The organism is Planctobacterium marinum (genome assembly GCF_020687805.1).
Taxonomy (GTDB): domain Bacteria; phylum Pseudomonadota; class Gammaproteobacteria; order Enterobacterales; family Alteromonadaceae; genus Planctobacterium; species Planctobacterium marinum.
This window is the reverse complement of record NZ_JAJEWQ010000002.1, coordinates 343,182-360,358: the sequence shown is the minus strand read 5'-3', so window position 1 is coordinate 360,358 and position 17,177 is coordinate 343,182. Positions and strand designations below refer to the sequence as shown.

Here is a 17,177-nt window from a genome sequence, read left to right as displayed (position 1 = left end):
ATCATGTCAGACATTAACCATGAATTTACACGCCATCGCGGACCAATAACCTGTGCCACACATATTCCGTGCAGTAATCAAATCATCACCTCAGGTTACGACAATGCCGTGGCGCTGTTTGATTATACTTCGATGGAAGTTGAGCTCCTGGGTTATCATGAGCATTTGGTCAACCGGGTTACAGTTGATGGACGCGGAAAACTGGCCGCAACCGCCTCGTCCGACTACAACGTATATATTTGGGATTTAACCAGTAAGCAGGTTAAAACCGTATTGCGCGGTCACAACGATGATGTAGAAGACTTTGTCTTTTTATCCGCATCACGTGGCGCGTCGGTGTCCAGAGACAATCGCATCATTATCTGGAATTTGAGCAACGGTGCGATTGAAAAAATCATACTGGGTCATGAGAAAGATGTCCTGTCGGTGAATTACACCGCCGGAAAACTGTATACCTCAGGCGACGACATGACACTGCGGGTCTGGGATGTGGAGACCGGCAGACAGATCAATATGATTGGTCCCTTTGAAACCGAAACCGACACCTGCGCTATAGATCCGTCCCGCAATCGCATCATTTTGGGTTGTGACGACGGTTATGTTCGCATTTTTGATTTGCAAGATGGCACCTTAATTCATGCCTTTTTGGGCCATCAGAGCGCCATCAAAAAAGTCGCCGTTTCCCCTGTTACCGGCGATATTCTGTCTGCAGCCTACGACCAAAAAATACAAATCTGGGACAATAAGGACTTCACCTTAGTTTGTACCCTGGCGCATCACAAAGCGCTGTGGGAACGCTCGTTTAACTGGAGCGCAGACGGCAGACAGATTATTGCCGGTAGTTTTGACGGCACCGTGCTTATCTGGTCAGCCGAATCTGGGCTGCTGTTAGATGAAATAGGCGACAAAAGTCTTGAGGGTAATGCCTGCTTTAACGATCTGGCAGCGAAAAACAACGATGAACTGGTTATCGTCAGTGATGATGGCATAGTGCGTGATATCACGCTGACTGCGCAGGAATCCAGCTGCAACCAGGAAAAACGCCCCGCTCAGGGACGCATTCTTATGAATGCAATAGCCTGGTCTCCTACCACGCGTTATACCATTGCCGGTGCCCACAACCAGTGTCTGTATTTTTTCCCTGAGCGCAGCGCCATCAGCGAAACCGAAGTGCGACTCAATGAAGGCCCATTAAATTGCCTGAGAGTAGCAAGCATCCCGCATTTTCAGGGGGACATCTTTGCCGCCTGCTACAGTGGCACAATTGTAAATCTGTCAGCCACTGGTGCCATAAAACAACGATTAGCAATTCACCCGAATGCGGTCAAAGCGCTTGCCTTGCATCCGGACAAACCCATTGGCGTGAGTTGCTGTGCAGAGGGTACACTTCGCGCCTGGCGCTTTGATGGCGAGATAACCGGTGATTTCAAGGCCCATACGGCCATCATTGATGACGTTGACATTTCGCCATCGGGACGGCTAATTGCCAGCGCAGGCCGTGATTTTGTGCTGAAAATTCACGATTTAGAAACAGGTCTATTGCATGCCAATATCCCGCTTGGCAACCGCTCACCCAAAGCATTGTGTTTCGTTGACGATGCCACCGTTATTGTCACCAATTATTGGGGTGAGTTACTGCGCGTATCAATAGATGAAGAAAAAGTCACGCGTAAAACGATCGCAAACAATGGCATCAGCGGTATTGCGGTTATCAACCGGAATATTGCCGCGACCTCCTACGATGGCTCTGTGTATTTAGTCAATCCGGAAAACCTGGATGTCTTCAATCGCTACAGCGCCATGGTGCAGCGTGTTGAGTCTGTATGTCATGCCTGATTACACCTCAGCCCGGCATCGTTTTGTGATTTTGGCAGCGCCCCGATCGGGCAGCAATCTGCTGTGCACAATGCTGCACTCACATTCCGATGTGCTGTGCCACCATGAGGTATTTAACCCTGATGGGGTTTATGTGGCCGTGCCACTGCGCAACAGCGAGTTCAGTCTGGGCAGCATACAGCAACGAGACGATAATCCGGCTGAGTTTTTAACAGCCTTATGGGGGCAACACCTTGGCTGTTCGCACGTGGGATTTAAGATGACCCACAGGCAACATCCCGGTGTATTTAAGCAGGTCTGTGCCGACCCGGACATACACAAAATAGTGCTCACCCGCCGCAACCAGATTGCGGTGTATGTTTCGCGTCTCATTGCCGAACAAACCGGTGTTTGGGAAGACTACAGCACCGCGCCGGTAAACCAGGTGCAGTCCGTTAACGTTGACCCAGACTCGCTAATTGAGGCGATTCGTTTCAATCAAAATTATTACGCGGAACTGCAAAACACAGCAGCGGGAAAGGTCACTTATATAGATTACGAAGACCTGTTTGCAACACAAGAACAAGCCCGCCTGTTGACGGCAATGGGCCTTAAGACTTGTGCGCTGAGCGCCGGCAGTCGTCGACAAAACCCATTTCCACTATCAGCGCTGGTTAAAAACTTTAATCCGCTGAAACAGCAATTATTACAAAACCCAACGACCCGCTCACTGGTGAGCGAACTGGACACTTAATTACAGCAGAGGAACACACAATGTCACCCCAATCTGGTACACAAAAATACGGCTCTCATTTTAAGGGCAAATCTCTGGTTATCGCTTTGTCTGCGCTTGTGCTTGTCGCTGCTTGTGTCGGCTCAAATGGCACAAAACCCAAAGAAACCAACAATGAATTTGTTACAAATGCACGACTACCAAAAGACGTCGATATGACCTGTACGGTCAGCGATGATGAATTTAAAAATTGGTTTTATGCCACCAAAGTGGCGGCCAATGGTGCCGTTACCGCCGCAGATAGTACCGACAGTGTTTTCGCCGACTTTTCTAACAATACCCGTTGTGATTTTTATCGCTGGGGCGCCCGCATGTTTTTGTGGATGACAACCGCGAACGAAAACTACCACGTGTTTAACACACCACCGCAGTTTTATGACGTCTCGGTAGAAAGCAATAGTCAACGCCAGTTTATCGCCTCAGATGGCACTCTGGCCATTGGCCTTCGAGACGGTAAAGACGATGAATCGATTGAGCTGGGGCAAGCTGGTGCTGACGATGTACTGCTGTCACAGAAAAAATCGCTGGTTTACTACAGCATATATACCAACGATGCATTTGCCATGTATCGCACCGCGATGGCAGTTAAAAATGGCGATACCAGTCTGATAGCGAATCTATCGAAAACAAAACAGGCAGAAATAAAACTCCTGGCAGAAACCATGCCCGACAAATTCCCCTACAGCGGATTGCAAATGTTGGGGCTGGACGCGTTTTCATCACTTTATGGCAGAAAACTGGTTAACCCTAAAACCATGATCCTGGAGCTAAAAATCTCCTGGGTCGATGCAGACACAGTCGCAAAGCGCGATGATTACATTCTCACTCAGGCTACTGTACCTGTGTTTAACCGAACAGAGGATCCGACAAAATGGAAAAACACCGGAGAGACAGAGAATAAGACCCTCGCCATGGTGGGCTTTCATATCGGTGGGACGCTTGAAGGTCACCCTGAGATGATTTGGAGTACCTTTGAACACGTCAGCAACCTGCCAGACAACAGCTATTCCTACTACACGAATGAAAAAAAGAAAACCACGAATACCCAAAGCTTTGACGCTTCCGAAGACTGGCTGTTCTTCCCTAAAAACGGAACCCAACCCGACGAAATTACCGCCAATGCGAAAGTTAATCATGCAGAAGGCAGTACCAGTGCCACAGAAATCGTTTCCAGTGGCTCGGCGGACATTGGCCCGGTAGATGTATACCGGGTAAACCCCTGGGGTAATGTACAAAACGAACCCAAGTTGAAAGACGCTACGCTGGAAAACAACACCGATCTGGTGTCCATCAATAAATCCATTCTGTCGAAACTGGCCAAAGGCGATCTGCGGGGTAATTACCTGCAGGTGGGCGGTATCTGGTCGGCAAAAGGTCAAATCCCAACCGGGTATCCGGATATGTTCCCACCCAGTGCCCATAATGATCCAACAGATACCTACTTCCGCGGTTCCCTATTTCTGGCAAATACAACAATGGAAACCTTTTTCCAGTATCAAAATAATATCGATGGTGCGGTATTTCACGCCAATTGTTTCTCTTGTCATAACTCAGGTAAGGACCAAATCGCAACGAACGTAAGCCACATATTCGAAGCATTACAGCCACTCGAAGCACGTAACACAAAACAGTAGAACTTTTAGCAACCCACTACAGGTGAATGAAATGAAACAGACGTCAATCAGGATATTGAGCGTATCAATTTTAAGTGCCGCGTTAGCCGCTGGCTCTGCATACGCAGGTTACAATGGAAAAGGTGGTGTCGACGATGGCAGTGCCATTACCGCCTCAGAATTAACCCTCAACGGCTATCAGTTTCCCAATGAACTGGTGGCCAATGCCAGTCAAACCCAATTAGCTAATCACGCCTGGCGGTTATTTATCGCCGCAAACCAGCCAACCACGGCAACACTGCAAAGCGGCGCAGGCAGGACTAAACCCGACGCCACACGAAACTTCAATGATACTGACGGCTATCAACCGCAAGCCAACCCCACAGTATGGCAGAGCTTTTATCACAGAGCAGAAGCGTTTCCTTATTACAAGGCAGATGGTACCAAACCGAATTCTCCCGCAAATCAAACGCCCACGTATTACTATTATTTGGGTGAAAGCAATAACAACAGAACTGCGACACAAAAGGTCATCACAGGCGCAAATTATGTCAACCTGGATGAAAATAATCAGGTTAGCCAAAACATGCTGTACTACAGCCACGGCAATGATCCGGATTTCCCGGTGTTGTTTATGGCCAAAGTCAACGATGTAGAACTGAATTACGTCTGGGATATCAACGCGCCACGATTTGCGCCATCCAGCCTGGAATTTCCACACCCGGTTGTCACCGGTGATCAGGCCAGTACAGTTTCCACGATAGAGGTGAAATCTGCCTGGCGCCGGGTCAGTGATATGAAAAATGTCGACCCCACTAAGTTCCACCAGGTGGAAGCCACTTATTACATGGGTAACGCTGAAGATTATGCACCTGTCACCGATAAGTTTGCGCTAATCGCATTGCACATCATTCAGAAAACCAACAATTACCAAACCTTTATCTTTACCACCTTTGAACATGTGGATGCAGTGGTGACTTCAGAAGGTAAAATCATCGATCCGGAAATTGATTTGTCGTATACAACTCTAGCCTACGGTGACGACTCACCTGCACAAACCAATGCCTATGGTGCCTACTCAGTGAACGCCTCTGGACAATCTGGTGCGGCTAACGTGCGCACAGATTATACTTTACCTGCAGCAGGCGCAGCCGACGATTCCAGATTTCCGGTGAAGCGTTTAAAAACCATCAGCGCCGAAGTGAATGACGTGAACAATCAGGTGGCAGCGCTGATGCCTGCAGATTCGGTCTGGCGCAACTATCGCCTTAAAGGCGTACAAGCCGTTCCAACCAGTTATCCAGACAACAATGGCACTGTGCCGCTTGATTACTATCTGGCCAATATCGTAGTAGAAAGTAGCCAACCGGGCCTGCAATTGTTCACAGGAACTGTGGTGAATCCAAACGAAAGTAATCAGGAAACCTTTACCAACAACCGCGCTTTACCCGGCAACGACAAAGGCGCTGCGGGTCCTAATGTGTCTCCGGCACCGCAAAACAACACTATCGGTGCGGCCAAATGGACCATGGGCGGCTGCATGGGTTGTCATGGCAATGCACAGGTGGCAGGACAAGACATGAGCTTTTTGGGTTTTGGTATTGGCGGCAACGGCTTTTTCGTAGACCCCGTAGCTTCGTCAGATTTGACCCAAAAAGAGCGAGAAGCCTATTACGACGATCTGATGAATCGCAAAGCGACATCGCTACAACAGTCGATGAAGTAGGCCTACTATGATGAACGCCACGCCCATTGATATTCAGTTTTTTGCTGCCGGTATTGCTAATGCGAAAGCAACCGCTGTACTGGAAGATGAACACCACGGATTTTACATAGCAACATCCGGCAGTGGTGTCAGCTATTTTCAACCTGACTTACATCGCTGGCAAACGTTCACTGAAGTTGATGGGCTGGCGAACCCCGATATTCGCGCCATGTTAAAAACCCGGCGCAACAGGATTTGGTTTGGCACGGCAGACGGCACCAGTTGCTACTGCCCTGCAACCAGGACCTGGGCCAGTCTGTTTGTGTCGGACGGGTTGCCTGATAATGCCGTCTGGTCACTGCTGGAGGATGCCCACCAAAATATTTGGTTTGGCACCAACGGCGGTGGTATCGCAGTGCTGGCGAACGGGGCCGACTTGTCCCGCCTGTCATCCGAAGACTGGACCATCTACAACACCCAAAATGGTTTAACCGGCAATAATATTAATGCATTGCATCAGGACCAATTCGGCAACATATGGGCCGGTACCACCCAGGGGGTTTCCTGTTATGAATCTGCCAGTCAACAATGGGTCCACTACCTGAAAAACACCTCCATCAACGCCATTACCAGCGACCGGGATAACAAGGTTTGGTTTGCCACCAATCAGGGATTAATTTGTTATTACAGTCATGATGAACACTGGCAAACGTTCAATACCCAGTCCGGTTTAGGTTCTGATACGGTACAAACGCTTTCATGGTCTGAAACGGGTGGACTGTGGGCCGGAACCCGAAACGGCATTAGCAAGTTCCTCGGTGACAGCAACTATGCGAAAGGTGCCAGTGCTTTCCTGACGTTAACGCAAGCAGATGGGTTAACTGACAACATGGTTTGGGGGCTTTTTCAGGATTCCAGGAACACCCTCTGGATTGCGACCTGGGGGGGCGGTGTCAGTCGCTACAACCCGGGGCAGCAAACCTGGCAAACCTATACAACACCGTCTGAATTCGCTGACACCTACACCATGTCAGTGATTAAAAGTGGCACTAAACACGTTTGGATTGGTACCTGGGGAGCAATCAGTCGCTACAATCTTGAAAATGGCGAATGGTTGACTCTCAGTAGTGCCGACAACCTGCCAAACAACAATGTGCAGTGTCTCGCGCAATTGCGGGAAAATGAAGTCTGGGTTGGTGCGTATGGTGGACTTATACATTACAACATCGACACCCAAACATGGCGTTTCTACACAAAAGATAACGGATTAACCAGTAACAACGTAACGGCTTTGCTTGCGAACAAAGCAGACAAAAAACTATACATTGGCACCGACAAAGGCCTTTGTTGCTGGTCGGAGTCAGCGCAAAGTATAGCGGCAATTCATGGCTCCGAGTTTGCCCAAAAATCAATATCCGCGATTTATTCTGATCAAACTGACAATCTTTGGATAGCAACGAACAATGGGCTGTTTCAACAAGAGTCCGGCGAACATTGGATTCAGTACAGCAAAGACAATGGGCTGCCATCGCAAAACGTCACAGCAATTGCGGTGGACTCAGAGGGAACAGCCTGGGTCGGCACAGACAAAGGACTTTGCTACCGACGACGGGATGGTCAGCAGTTTGCAACAATCGCCACACTGAGCACAGAAGTTAGTTCTATCGCAATTGCAGATAATAATGTTTGGATTGCAGACAGTAACGGCACACTGTATCGCCTGAATGGTTTATCCACAGAACAGCTTGCAATCAACGATTTTGGTGCCGATCCCTTAACCTCACTGGCCTTCGACGAGCAAGGCGACCTGTGGATTGCATCGCAGGGAGGCGGGGTATTCTGGTTATCACTGCATGGAAAAGGGGCCGGCTACCTGCAGAATTTCACGGCGGGCGCCCAGCACTTTGCGACAGAATTTGCCGTAAATTCCCCCTGGATTGTTACCGGTCGCCCGGAATCCGTTGCCGCAGCACAAAGCAGCAATAACGTTGCCGTTACCATTGAGGTAGCTCACCGCCCTTTCCTGTCTGTGGCACAGCAGGAGGAAAACCCGTTTGTTTGGGTTGGCTCTGATGAAGAGGGCCTGTATATAGAAGCCTTAAACTCACACCATGCCGCGATTGCACCTGACAAAGAGAATCGCGTAAACGGCCTGCCCTCAAGACATATTACGGCTCTGTCCAACCCGGTTAATCTGGGTATCTGGGTTGGCACCCGCTGTGGACTGGCCAGGGTCAATCAACAAACCCAACAAGCCGAAAAAACCTATTCTTACCCGGCAATACCATCAGGACCGGTCAGCGCCATTGCAACCAACCCACAAGCGCAAACCCTGGTGGCATTTAATAATATAAACCCAGCCCGATTTCAGGATCATACTGCCGCTGCAAGACGAGAAAAGACCAGTCTGTGGCTGGCGACCAGCCATGTAGAGGAATTACAACTCAGCGGCGAAGACCTTTCCGATTTTGAGAATGCGCATGTTTTGACTATTTACTCCGTCGACGAGAGCAACTTTTGGTTGGGAACCGATGTTGGCTTGTTTAACCTTGCTTTGGATAATCATCTGATCACACGTATCGATTCTGTACCCGCCGATACCAGTGTGACCCGAATTAGCGCAAGCCCTGGCAGCCAAATAGCAGTTTTAGCCTTTGACAATAGATCAAACAAACCGGCTGTTTTCTGGTCCGGTAACGCGCTGTCATCTCCGCTGGCGGCAAAACAGCTACCGGCATCCCTTATCGCCATAAGCAACATGGCTTTCGATAATAATTCGGATACCTTGTATGCCTGTGTTGGTTGCAACGTTTTTCGACTGAACCCCCAATAACAATGAGAATTCTATGCAATTATTTTGTGCGCCGACTTATCCCGACAAAGAGCCCTATGGTCTTGCTGTGATACTACATCATCTGGACTACTCGGTAACCTTAACACCGGATAATCCGTTTGATGCCGCCGTATTATGGGAAGATGAAACCTTTTTAAAGGTCCCTGACATCCTTAAGGAGATAGCGCAATCCAAACCTGTTATCAATATCGATTGCATCGATATCAGCAAACAATATGTGGAAAACACAATTTTCCGACTTTTCGGTCATACCACCTTTGTAAACCCAATGAAATATGAAGGCAAGTGTATATTCAAACCAGATGGCAATGCTGTCAGACATGGGTTTGTGGTGGACTGCCCGGTGGATGAGATACAGAAAGATTGGGTATACCAGCGCATCATTGAAACCAGAGAAAATGGTTTTCAAATTGAATATCGCATTCCGGTTATTCTGGGCGAGATCCCACTGGTTTATGTATCGCAGCGGGATTACCCCACCGACGATATCCGCCAATGCAAGCGACATAAATTAACCCCCATGCCTGCCACGGACGTGTTAAGTCCACAGGAAATCCAAAATATGTTGCTGTTTAGCAAAACTATCGGCATGGATCTCGGTGAGCTGGACGTTATGCGCTGTAAGCAGAGTGGTGAGCTTTACATCATCGATGCCAATAAAACGGCCGCAGGCTATGGACTGGAAAACCGGGCCTGCTGGAGTCCAGGAGATCGCAAAAAAGTTATTGCGATACTTGCCCGGGTGTTCGAAAAGAATTTAATGCAACGAATAAAGGAATATGAACAATGCACCACTCAAAAAGCGGGATAAATATACACTTCGTCAACGGTTTAGTGTCCGTGATCATCCCCACTCACAACCGGGCACAGTTGCTACAGGCCACTTTAGATTCGGTGGTGCAACAGTCGTATCGCCCCATCGAAATACTCATCATGGACGACGCTTCACAGGATGATACCCGGGAAGTTGTGGAGCAATTCAGTAAGCGATGGGGTTCCCCAGAATTGCGTATCCATTATCAGTATCATCAATACTGCAATGCCAGTTTGTGCCGCAACGCAGGATTGCGCCTCTGCCGGGGAGAATTTATCCAGTTTCTGGATTCTGATGATGTCATTCATCCTGAGAAACTGAATAAGCAGGTGGCACAGTTAAACGCAGAAGCCCTGGATTTTGTCTGGTCTCCAACCATTCAGTTTTCTGAGCAGCCGGACTGGCAAAGTCCGGTGTACGTGGGAGGGCGAAAAAGTTATGCCTGCCATGATGAGCTGGTGATTGCCTTTATCAACAAAAGCCAGTGGCGAACAGATTCGGGATTGTTCAGACGTTCAGCCTGTATCAAAACCGGGCTGTGGTCTGCTATCAGTATGTTTCAGGATTGGGATTACCACATCAGGCTACTGGCCTGGCGTCCCAAAGTAGCACAACTCAACCACAGTTTGTCTGCCGCCAGACAACACAGCCAGGGACGCATTGGTGACAAGTGGGGCAACGGTTCCGGTCTGGATGGCGCATTAAAAGCACTCAGCAATATTACCGATGCCACCATGTTTTCACTCAAAAGCAATTGCGATTGGCAAAATGCCATATTGACCCGGGCCACAGAGATTGTGCAGCAATCCCGGAAAACCAATAACCGGGCGGTCGCAATTAAGGCTTCAGAATTTATCGACCTGTTTTTATCCTCCACCATAGTCCAGGAAAAGTCTGCTGTATAAAAACCGGATTATGGCGGTGTCATTATGTGTTTGATCACGGATCTCAACCATTTGCGCAGTGGGTCCTGGTGAGTACGCTCATGCCAAATCTGCACGTAATCCACTTTCGCCAGCGCAATCGGACAATCATAATAAACAAAGTTGTTGTTGCGCTTAACAGCGATATCGGCAACCGGTTTAACACAGGTAAACAACAAGTCTTTTTGTTGCGCAAGTAAATCCAGTGGCGCCAGGAAACTTGAATATCCGGCAAGCACCTTACGCGTTTTGCCCAGGCCTTTCAGGATCTCATCCACTTTACCCTCCAACGCGCCACTTAAGGTGACAATAACGTGCTGACAGGCAATATACTCTTCCAGATTGAGCCCGGCTTTTATCCTGGGGTTTTCTTTGTGAGCGAGTACAACAAACGCATGAGAACACAAAAATTGTTGATAAAACCCACCGGGAATATCATTGAAAAATCCTGCGATCGCAATATCACATTGGCCATTTTGCAACGCTTCTTTTGGCAACTTTCCGTGCGTGTCACGCAATGCAACTTGCAGGTTTGGGGCTTCCTGGCGGGTTCGCCCCAACAATTCAGATATCAGGATATGTTCCACCAGATCGGTGGAATACAGGGTTACTTTATCTGTTCTTTGCAGGAAGTCACTCTGCCCGAGTTCCTGATACAGACCTTCCAGTTCCCGCACCAGGCGTTGCACAGATGGTGCATAGGTTTCGGCAGTCGGGGTGACAGTCAGGCCACGAGCAGCCCGCACAAATAGCGGATCATTGAATTCCTGACGCAGTTTATTCAGCCTGTGACTGAGGGCAGGTTGACTTAACGCCAACCGCTCAGCGGCACGGGTTAAATTACGTTCTTCGTAAAGCACGCTGAACACCAACAACGCATTGAGGTCCCGGGCAAAGACATTCAATTTTTTAATCACTCATATAAAAACAATTCATTTCAAGAATATCAAAGACTATCCCACAATGGCACCACAGTTTCACTTTGAGCACATAGAGTATGAATAACCTAAACATTGGAATTATCGGTTCCGGCATGATTGCCGGTGTCATCGTTGACGCCATTCGACAATCCAGCAATGCCACCATAGCCGGCGTTACCAGTCGCCGCTATGAATCAGCACAAGCCTTTGCCACACAACACAACATTGCCAGGGTGTTTACCAGTACCGCGCAAATGTTAGCCTCGGGTGAAGTTGATGCCGTATATGTGGCGACACCTACATCTGTAAAAGAGGAAATTGCAATTGCAGCAGCTAATGTACAAAAGCACCTACTGGTTGATAAACCCTTTGTCAGCCTGGCCTCATTAGAACGTATTGTAGCTGCAGCTAAGCAAAACAAAGTGGCCTTTATGGATGCGACACACTTTACTCATCATCCGCGCAGCAAGTTCCTCAGCGGAACGGGATTGGAGTCGGAGATTGGGTCTCCGCAGGCACTGCGCAGCAGTTTCTTTTTTCCGTTCATGGATAAAACCAACATTCGCTTTGACCCGTCAAAAGAGCCTACAGGGGCTGTCGGTGATATGGCCTGGTATTCAATGCGAGCGATCACTGAATACCTTAAGCCTGAAACGGCAGTCAATAAAGTCAGTGGCAGCCTGGTCCGAGATCCGGAAACCGGCGCAATTATACGTGGTAGTGGTCATATTGCGTTTGAAGACGGAAAAACCAGTACTTTCGACTTTGGATACAACGCAGGCGTATGTGTCATGGATCTGGATGTACTGGGACAGACTGGCATGATTCACATGGATGATTTTGTATTGGACTGGCATTCCGGATTTGCGTTTAACGATGCAACTCACAAGGTTGGGTATGTTAAGCGCACGGCAATGCAAACGCCGGCAGAATGGCAGTACAAATCCACCTCATCGGAAAAGCCGCAGGCAGTTTATCTGATCGAGAACTTTGCCAGTATTGCCCGTGATCCCATTGGCAAGGCAGCGCAGCATAGTATGGCATTGGCCATTCAAACTCAGGCCTTATTGGAAGGTTATTGGCAAGCGGTTAAATAATTCAGGAGAACACAAACATGTTAACAGTGATAGCACGGCCAACCGTTGATCCGGCAAAACTGGCAGACGTAAAAGAGGCCATGTTGGAGCTGGTAACTGCTTCCAGAAAAGAAGCAGGTTGCCTTTTATATGAATTGCACCAGGACAATGAACACAGCAACCGATTCACCTTCATTGAACTTTGGAGCAATCGCGAAGCATGGCAAACACATATGCAAAATGAAGCAATAACTGCTTTTAACAAGAAAATCTCAGGTGCAATCATCAATTTTGAATTGCAGGAAATGACAAAAATTGCCTAACGGAGAATTTATGACAACCCCATCGATACAATTTAATAATGGATTGACCATTCCTCAAATTGGTTTTGGCACTGCCGCGATCGGTCAGTGGCAACAGGATGATGCTTATGTTAAAGATGTTGTATTAAGTGCCATTGAAGCTGGCTATCGCCATATCGATACCGCTTCGGTATATGGCAATGAACGCAGTGTCGGACAAGCGATACAAGAATCCGGCATACCGCGCGAAGCATTCTTTGTCACCACTAAAGTTTGGGATAGCGAGCAAGGTCGCCAACAAACCAGCGCGGCTTTGCATCGTTCACTGGAGCGATTGCAACTGGACTACGTTGACCTCTATCTGGTGCATTGGCCCAACCCGACTATGACACAACCTACCTGGCAAGCAATGGAGCAGTTACAGGCTGATGGCTACCTTCGTTCCTTAGGGTTATCAAATTTCAGACAATCGGATATCGAACAGATTCTGACCTTTGCTGAGGTAAAACCGGTGTATAACCAACTTGAAGTTCACCCCTACCTGCAACAACGCGATCTGACCCGCTTCTGTGAATCACAAGGAATAGTGGTGTCTTGCTGGTCACCTTTGGGATCAGGCAGTTGGAGTGGTGTCGCGGTTGAAGAAAAACCGGTGTCAGATAGCGTTATTCAGAAAATTGCTAAAAACCATGGCGTGTCCAGCGCGCAAGTCATCCTGAAATGGGACCTGCAACAAGGGCGGATCATTATTCCAAAATCGGAAACGTTGAAAAACATTGAAAGTAATTTAAGGCCTGGGGGCTTTGAGCTGAACGACAACGAATTAGCGGCTATAAACGCCTTAGATAAAGGTCGTCGATATGGTGCAGATCCCGATACCGCCTTCAAAGACAACCTGAATATTAAGGTTCCGGATTGACGTCAGGCATTGAATGAGGAGCACAGTAGTTAGTGGTCATCATGACCGCTAACTCGGGGGCAGAACATAATCCGGTAACCCATGCAGCAAATCCGCAGTGGCTACCGAATTAATCATTATGATAAACCGATAACTGCGGTGTAATTACACCGCGTTTTGGTCAATAACCTTTACCGGTACATCAGGCTGAAACTTAGGCTTAGCACTGAGTTCTTCAACCGGCGGCGCAAAATCAGTCAATTTAATCCCTCTGACTGCATTTTTGTATTCCTCAATACTGGGAGTACGCCCCAGAATAGTCGACAAGACCACCACAGGTGTTGAAGCAAGCAGCGACTCGCCTTTCTTCTCTTCGGTGTCTTCCACTACCCTGCCCTGGAACAAACGGGTTGATGTCGCCAGCACAGTGTCGCCTTTTTCCGCTTTTTCCTGGTTACCCATACAAAGGTTACATCCGGGACGCTCAAGGTACATGATATTCTCATATTGAGTTCGCGCCGCTTCTTTTGGTTTTGCATCATCAAACTCAAAGCCAGAGTATTTCTTAAGCAGTTCCCAGTCGCCCTCGGCTTTTAACTCGTCCACGATATTATAGGTAGGTGGCGCAATCACCAATGGTGCTTTGAATTCTACGCTACCATTTTGGTCTTCCAGGTTTTTCAGCATTTGGGAAATGATCTTCATATCCCCTTTGTGAACCATACAAGAACCAACAAAGCCCAAATCTACCTGCTTAACACCGCCATAGTAGGAGATTGGTCTGATGGTATCGTGGGTATAACGCTTGGATACATCCTCGTTGTTAACATCCGGATCAGCAATCATTGGCTCATCAATCTGATCCAAATCTACCACTACTTCAGCGAAGTATTTGGCGCTTTCATCAGGTGCCAGCGCCGGGTTTTCACCTGACTTAATTTCTGCGATGCGTTTGTCAGCCAGTGAAATTAGGTGATTAAGCGTTCCGGCTTCGTTTTCCATGCCCTTGTTGATCATGATTTGGATACGGCTCTTGGCCAGCTCCAGAGAGGCAATAAGGGTGTCATCTTCTGAAATACAGATTGACGCTTTGGCCTTCATTTCTGCAGTCCAGTCGGTAAAGGTAAACGCCTGGTCAGCAAGTAAGGTTCCGATATGTACTTCAATAACGCGTCCCTGGAACACGTTCTCACCATACTGCTTTAACATCTGTGCCTGAGTAGCATGTACAACATCACGGAAATCCATGTGATCTTTCATTTCACCTTTAAAGGTTACCTTGACAGATTCCGGGATTGGCATGGTAGCTTCACCAGTGGCCAACGCCAGCGCTACCGTACCCGAGTCGGCACCAAACGCTACACCTTTTGACATTCGGGTATGGGAGTCACCACCGATGATAATAGCCCAGTCATCCACAGTGATATCATTCAGTACCTTGTGGATTACATCGGTCATGGCGTGGTAAACACCCTTAGGATCACGCGCAGTGATCAGACCGAACTTGTTCATGAACTTCATTAATTTAGGAATATTTGCCTGCGCCTTTTTATCCCAAACAGACGCAGTGTGACAGCCTGACTGATAGGCTCCGTCAACGCTCGGAGATATAACAGTAGCCGCCATGGCCTCCAGTTCCTGAGAAGTCATCAGTCCGGTGGTATCCTGGGAGCCAACAATGTTGACTCTGACCCGTACATCTGAACCAGCGTGCAGGGCTTCCTCAGACAGCACACCCACCGCATTTTTGTTGAAAATTTTCTCAACGGCGGTAAGCCCTTGTCCCGGATTGGAAATTTCTTTAGAGGGTGCAAACACCATCGGCGGCTCTACGCCCAGAGTTTCTGCCGCAAAGGTTTGTAGCTTTTTACCAAAGACAATGGCATAAGAGCCACCTGCCTTCATAAACTCGACTTTTTGAGGCGTAAACGAAGAAGAAATATCCACCAACTCTTTGTCGCCGCTGTAGAGTTTTTTCTCTTTAGTGTTGATTGTCAGCGTTGTACCGGTGGCTACCGAATAGACTTCTTCCAGGATCGGATCGCCATTGGCGTCCAATACCGGCTTGCCATTGTCATCCAGTTTTTTGACCCAGTTTTTCAGATCAATACCGATACCGCCGGTTACACCAACAGTGGTTAAAAAGATAGGGGAAATACCATTTGTGCCTGCCACGACAGGGGCAATATTCACAAAGGGCACATAGGGGCTGGCCTGTTTACCGGCCCAAAGAGCCACGTTATTTACCCCTGACATTCTGGAAGAACCAACGCCCATGGTGCCTTTTTCAGCGATCAACATCACTTTTTTATCAGGGTGTTGTTTTTGCAGTTCCTGAATTTCGGCTTGTGCTTCCGGAGAAATCATACATTTGCCGTGTAATTCACGGTCTGAACGAGAGTGGGCTTGATTACCGGGTGACAGAAGATCTGTTGAGATATCACCTTCCGCGGCAATGTAAGTCACGACATCAATCTTCTCATCAATGTCTGGCAACTTAGTAAAAAATTCTGCTTTAACGTAACTTTCCAGTATATCCTTGACGATTTCATTGCCCGCTTTATAAGCGTTTTCTAATCGTTCAGTATCGGCTTCGTACAAAAACACCTGGGTTTTTAATACTTCTGCCGCAGGTTTGGCAACGCTCAGATCGTCACTTAACGCAAGGTCCAAAAGCACTTCGATAGAAGGGCCGCCTTTCATGTGTGACAATAATTCAAAGGCGAATTCGGGAGTTATTTCCTGAACATCAACCTCTCCAAGAATGATTTCTTTCAGAAATTTCGCTTTTACACCCGCAGCACTTGTTGTACCTGGCAGTGTATTGTAAATCAAAAAATGTAGTGAATCGTCGCGATCCGGATGCGCAGCATCTTTGATTTGGTCAATAATTTCCGCCAGTAATTCAGCACTGTCAATCGGCTTAGGATGCAGGCCAAGTTCCTGTTTACGGGTTTCGATTTCTTTGGAATATTCGGAATACAAGCTCATTAAAAAAACTCATGGAGATAAGTTAAAAAGATGGCGCATAGGATACCTGATTTTTAGCCCGTGAGTAAGCATTAGACTAATGCGCATCATTCAGCGAATTTATGATCCAGAGAATCAAGCTATTACATTGTTTTTAAAGGATTTTTCATTTTAACAAAGGCAAAAAAAACACCTCTCAATTGATAATAGTTTTCATTATCATAAGTACAGTTCAAAACTGCTTAAATTAACACCACGTCGGGGGGCGGTTAAGCACTGCTGTCCACTACTCTGTTATCGCCATTCTGACTTTTCCCGTTCACATCGATTTCATCTTTGCTGACACCGTCTCGATAAAAAACAGATTCCAATACATAAATTGGTAGCATGCTTTACCATTTGTGTATTATTAATCAAAGATTTATTGAACCACAAATCGCCTTGCCGCATGTGTCCAAATCAGCCTACCCGGGGTAGTTTGAAGTGCTTTCTTT

Annotated in this window: 12 protein-coding genes; 10 read left to right on the top strand and 2 right to left on the bottom strand. The window is 47.7% G+C overall.

Annotated elements, in window-relative coordinates; all coding sequences use genetic code 11:
• Positions 1 to 3: 3 nt before the first annotated feature.
• Genes LJ740_RS06855 through LJ740_RS06825 form a run of 7 tightly spaced genes read left to right on the top strand, consistent with a single transcriptional unit; the run spans position 4 to position 10,499 of the window.
• A complete protein-coding gene (locus LJ740_RS06855) occupies positions 4 to 1,836 on the top strand; it encodes a WD40 repeat domain-containing protein (protein ID WP_229528335.1) in 1,833 nt (610 codons plus the stop codon).
• Positions 1,778 to 2,569, top strand: a complete 792-nt coding sequence (locus LJ740_RS06850; RefSeq protein ID WP_229528334.1) for a sulfotransferase — start codon at positions 1,778 to 1,780, stop codon at positions 2,567 to 2,569. Before LJ740_RS06855 ends, LJ740_RS06850 begins: the two co-directional genes overlap by 59 nt.
• A 20-nt stretch (positions 2,570 to 2,589) precedes the next feature.
• A complete protein-coding gene (locus tag LJ740_RS06845; RefSeq protein WP_229528333.1) occupies positions 2,590 to 4,242 on the top strand; it encodes a hypothetical protein in 1,653 nt (550 codons plus the stop codon).
• A 31-nt stretch (positions 4,243 to 4,273) separates the two neighbouring features.
• A complete protein-coding gene (locus tag LJ740_RS06840; protein ID WP_229528332.1) occupies positions 4,274 to 5,947 on the top strand; it encodes a hypothetical protein in 1,674 nt (557 codons plus the stop codon).
• Between the two features lie 7 nt (positions 5,948 to 5,954).
• Positions 5,955 to 8,759 carry a ligand-binding sensor domain-containing protein gene (locus tag LJ740_RS06835; protein ID WP_229528331.1) on the top strand — a complete coding sequence of 935 codons (2,805 nt, stop codon included), beginning with the start codon at positions 5,955 to 5,957 and terminating at the stop codon, positions 8,757 to 8,759.
• A 13-nt stretch (positions 8,760 to 8,772) separates the two neighbouring features.
• Positions 8,773 to 9,591 (top strand): hypothetical protein, encoded by an 819-nt coding sequence (locus LJ740_RS06830; RefSeq protein WP_229528330.1) that lies wholly within the window; start codon positions 8,773 to 8,775, stop codon positions 9,589 to 9,591.
• Positions 9,567 to 10,499: a glycosyltransferase family 2 protein gene (locus LJ740_RS06825; RefSeq protein WP_229528329.1), complete on the top strand. Its 933-nt coding sequence runs from the start codon at positions 9,567 to 9,569 to the stop codon at positions 10,497 to 10,499. Before LJ740_RS06830 ends, LJ740_RS06825 begins: the two co-directional genes overlap by 25 nt.
• An 8-nt stretch (positions 10,500 to 10,507) precedes the next feature.
• Here LJ740_RS06825 and LJ740_RS06820 read toward each other — a convergent pair whose 3' ends face one another.
• Positions 10,508 to 11,434, bottom strand: coding sequence for a LysR family transcriptional regulator (locus tag LJ740_RS06820; protein ID WP_229528328.1), 927 nt, complete (start codon positions 11,432 to 11,434; stop codon positions 10,508 to 10,510).
• A gap of 80 nt (positions 11,435 to 11,514) precedes the next feature.
• Here LJ740_RS06820 and LJ740_RS06815 point away from each other — a divergent pair, with 80 nt between their 5' ends.
• The 3 genes from LJ740_RS06815 to LJ740_RS06805 are packed head-to-tail and all read left to right on the top strand — an operon-like array spanning position 11,515 to position 13,734.
• Positions 11,515 to 12,534 (top strand): Gfo/Idh/MocA family protein, encoded by a 1,020-nt coding sequence (locus LJ740_RS06815; protein WP_229528327.1) that lies wholly within the window; start codon positions 11,515 to 11,517, stop codon positions 12,532 to 12,534.
• A 17-nt stretch (positions 12,535 to 12,551) separates the two neighbouring features.
• The gene (locus LJ740_RS06810; RefSeq protein ID WP_229528326.1) at positions 12,552 to 12,836 is read left to right on the top strand and encodes a putative quinol monooxygenase; all 285 of its coding nucleotides are present in this window, start codon (positions 12,552 to 12,554) and stop codon (positions 12,834 to 12,836) included.
• A gap of 10 nt (positions 12,837 to 12,846) precedes the next feature.
• Positions 12,847 to 13,734, top strand: a complete 888-nt coding sequence (locus LJ740_RS06805; RefSeq protein WP_229528325.1) for an aldo/keto reductase — start codon at positions 12,847 to 12,849, stop codon at positions 13,732 to 13,734.
• 144 nt (positions 13,735 to 13,878) lie between these two features.
• On the opposite strand, the gene LJ740_RS06800 is transcribed toward LJ740_RS06805, so the two are convergent.
• Positions 13,879 to 16,704, bottom strand: a complete 2,826-nt coding sequence (locus LJ740_RS06800) for a bifunctional aconitate hydratase 2/2-methylisocitrate dehydratase (RefSeq protein WP_229528324.1) — start codon at positions 16,702 to 16,704, stop codon at positions 13,879 to 13,881.
• Between the last annotated feature and the right edge of the window lie 473 nt (positions 16,705 to 17,177).